2 protein-coding genes are annotated in these 3,328 nt (G+C 71.2%); both read right to left on the reverse strand.

All coding sequences use genetic code 11. From position 1 onward, the window contains the following. Nucleotides 1-2,374, reverse strand: a 2,374-nt coding sequence (locus D7Y15_RS42835) for a response regulator (RefSeq protein WP_121756153.1), incomplete at its 3' end; no start/stop codon positions are given. 143 nt (nucleotides 2,375-2,517) lie between these two features. Continuing rightward, nucleotides 2,518-3,328, reverse strand: an 811-nt coding sequence (locus tag D7Y15_RS42840; RefSeq protein ID WP_121756154.1) for a J domain-containing protein, incomplete at its 5' end; no start/stop codon positions are given.

Consider the following 3,328-nt stretch of genomic DNA (forward strand, 5'->3'; position numbering starts at 1 on the left):
GCTCGGGGGTGGCCATCTTCACCGGCGTGCCCGCGTCCTCCGGAACGGTGACCGTCTTCGTCGGGGGCGTGCCCGCGTCGGTCTGCGCATCCACGGTCTTCGTGGGCGGCGGCGTGACGACCGGCGGAGGCGTCGTCTCCGGCGGCTTGGGCGCGTCCACGGGCTGCGTGGGCTGCGTCACCTTGGGCGCGTCGGGCTTGGGCGTTTCGGAGCTGCCCGAGCCCTTGGAGAGCACCACCGCGGCCACGGCCGCGACGAGGACCAGGCCGCCCGCGATGTAGAGGCCCGTGCGCTTGGGCTTCATCGCGGCGATCAGCGCCGCGTCGTCCTCGTCGTGCGTGGGCTTGGATGCGGCGGGCTTCGTGGAGGCCGCGCTGTTCGTGGACGCGGTGCTGGCCGGAGGGGGCGCGACAGGGGCCGGGGTGGTCGTCGCGGCAGCCGGGGCGTTCGCGCTGGGAGCGGAGGCCTCCGTGGCGCTCGCTCCGGACGGCTGCACGGGCGTGGCGGGCTCGGGCTCCGTGAAGTAGGCCTCGGACGCGGGCACGTCCTGCGCGGCGGTCTCCACCGGCTCCATGGAGGCCGGCTGTGTGTTGAAGGGCGTCGTCTCGGGGAACTCGACGTTGAGCGCCACGGGGGCCACCTGCGGCGGCGTGATGCCGTGGCCCGGATACGGCGGCAGCGCGAGCTGCGGCGGCGCGGACTCCTCCACCGGCACTTCTTCCTGGAAGGGCTCCATGCCGCTGACCAGCGTCACCTCGGACGACGGCGGGGCTGGCGTGGGCGGAGGCACGGGCGCCAGCGGGCTGGGCGCGATGGCCGCGCCACCGAAGATGGGCGGACGCGAGGGCTGCGACTCCACGGGCGCCTGCGCGGGCTGGGCGGCGAACGGGCTGGGCGCCGGAGCGCGGGCCGCGGACGACCAGGGCGAACCGGGGCCCCAGGTGCTGGAGGCGCTCAGGCCCTCCGTGTCCACCCGGCTCCAGTCGAGCAGCAGGCTGCGCCGCGCGTGATCCACCGCACGGTGCGCCGGAGGCGGCTCCACGAGGAACGCCGAGCCCTCCTGCGACAGCGGCGGAACCGCGGGCTCCGCGCCCTCCTGTCCGAACGGAGGCGGACCGTCCTCGCCGGGACGAACGCGCGGCGGGAAGATGACCACCTGCGCGGGCAGCGGGGAGACCGGCGCGGGCGCCATCTCCGCCACGGGCGTGACCTCCTCCATGGGCTCGGGATGCGCGGGCGCGGCTTCGGGCTCCGGCTCGGTGACCGGGACCTCCGCCACGGGCGCCGCCTCCACCGGGGGCGGTTCCACGGGGGCCGGCGCTTCCTGGGGCGCGGCCTCCTGCGCGGGCGCGACGTCCACGGGGATGGGCGGCGCGGCGTTCAGCCACTGCTCGATGCCCGGCTTGCTGCTCTGCACGGGCTCCAGCGGCGCGTTACCCAGCTCGCGGATCAGCCCTTCGAAGTACAGCTTGCTGATGATGCCCAGCGCGGCCAGGTCCTCGAAGTCCGAGTCCTCCACCACGCGCGACAGCGCGCGCTTGCCGTCGAACAGGCGCAAGAGGCCGTTCACCTCGTCGGGGATCTCCGACAGACGATCCGCCAACTGGTGGTAGTCGATCTCGAAGACCGTCTCCAGGGGCGGGAGCTGCTCGAGCATCCGGCCCCACTCGTCCAGCCGGCGCATGCCCTCCATGAGGAGGCCCTGCGTGGAGACCTCGATGCGCTCCGTGCGGTCCAACGTGGTGAACTGCACGTCGAACTGGCCTTCGAACGTGTTGAGCAGGCGGTAGAAGGCGTTCTCGCCCTTGAGCCGGCCCAACTCCGCGTCGATGACGCGGCCCTCCTTGAAGTAGACGACGCCGGTGCGCTCGCCCTGGATGGAGATGACGCCCGTCTTGCGGCCGATTTCGAAGGTCTGGACCAGGTCCACGACGCCCATGTCGGCGAGGCTTCCCGCGAAGCCGCCCTTGGTCGTCTCGCGCTTCTCGATGCGTTCCTTCTCGGCCTTCTGAAGGATCATCTTCACGCGGGTGACGATCTCTTTGATGTAGATCGGCTTCGTCAGGTAGTCGTCGCCCCCGAGTTCCAGGCCGCGCACCTTGAACTCGACCGACTTCTGGTTCGTCAGGAAGACGAAGGGGATGAACTTGAAGCGCTCGTCGGACTTGAGCGTCTTGCAGAGCTCGAAGCCGTCCATCTCCGGCATCTTGGTGTCCGCGAGCACGAGGTCCGGCGGGCTGATCTGGACCTTCTCCAGCGCATCCTTGCCGTGGATCGCAGTCGTGACGGAGAAGCCGGCCTTCTTCAGGCTGACCTCCATCACGCGCAGACTCTTCGCGTCACCATCGACGAGGAGCAGGTGCTGCTTGGCCACGTGGCATGCCTTTCAAGACGGGCGGGACGGCGGATCCGACGGGGGCGTCCCGTAGGGGCAAGCATCGGGTCCGGTTTCCAGGTGTGTCAATGGGCGGGACTGTCCGGAAAACCGGCCGGCTCCCTCCCCAGGGGACAAGCAGGTCAGCGGAAGAGACCCTTCTTGGGGGGGTTCTTCTTGCGCATGTCGATGAGCCGCAGCTCCTGGTTCGCCTCCAGGTGCTTGGGGTTCGCACGGACGGCTTCCCGGAAGTGCTTCTCCGCGCGGTCCATGTCCCCTTCCACGCGGGCGATGACGCCCAGCTGGTAGTGGGCGCGATCACAGTTCGGGTCGGTGCGCACCGCATCCGCCATCCACTGTTTCGCGCGGGGCATGTCGGCCTTGCGGCTGGGGTCCATGTAGACGGACCAGGCGCGCGCCGCGAGGTACAGGGGCTTGGGGTCCAGGCCGTACGCGCGCTCGTAGTGCTCGCTGGCGGCGAAGAAGTCGCGCTTGCGGAAGAACACCTCGCCCATGCGGAAGAGGTCGTCCGCGTTGGTGTCCGCGCGGGCCGAGCCGGGGCTGCCGGGGCGGGCGCTGGGGGCCGCCGGAGGCTTGGGAGCGGCCTGAGCGCCCTGCTGGGCCAGCTGGTAGTTCTTGCGGCGGGTGTCGTCGTGGAGGACTTCGTAGGCCTCGCGGATGGACTCGAAGACGGCGGTGATCTTCGGCGCCAGGTGGGGCAGCGACGGGGGCAGCCGGTCCGGGTGGTAGAGCTTGGCGAGGCTCAGGAAGGCGGCCTTCACCTGGTCTCGGGAGGCATCCTGCGGGACGCCCAGCGTGACGTAGTGGTCCTTCTTCGTCTGGATGTCGGCGTAGCGCTGCTCAATCTGCTGCGCGAGCCGGCCCTCGTCGGGCTTGGGGGGCTCCGGCGGCGCGGCGGCGGCGGGCGGCGGCGCGGCGCCTTCGGGCGTGGCC

It is taken from the genome of Corallococcus sp. AB030, from assembly GCF_003668965.1.
Taxonomy (GTDB): domain Bacteria; phylum Myxococcota; class Myxococcia; order Myxococcales; family Myxococcaceae; genus Corallococcus; species Corallococcus exiguus.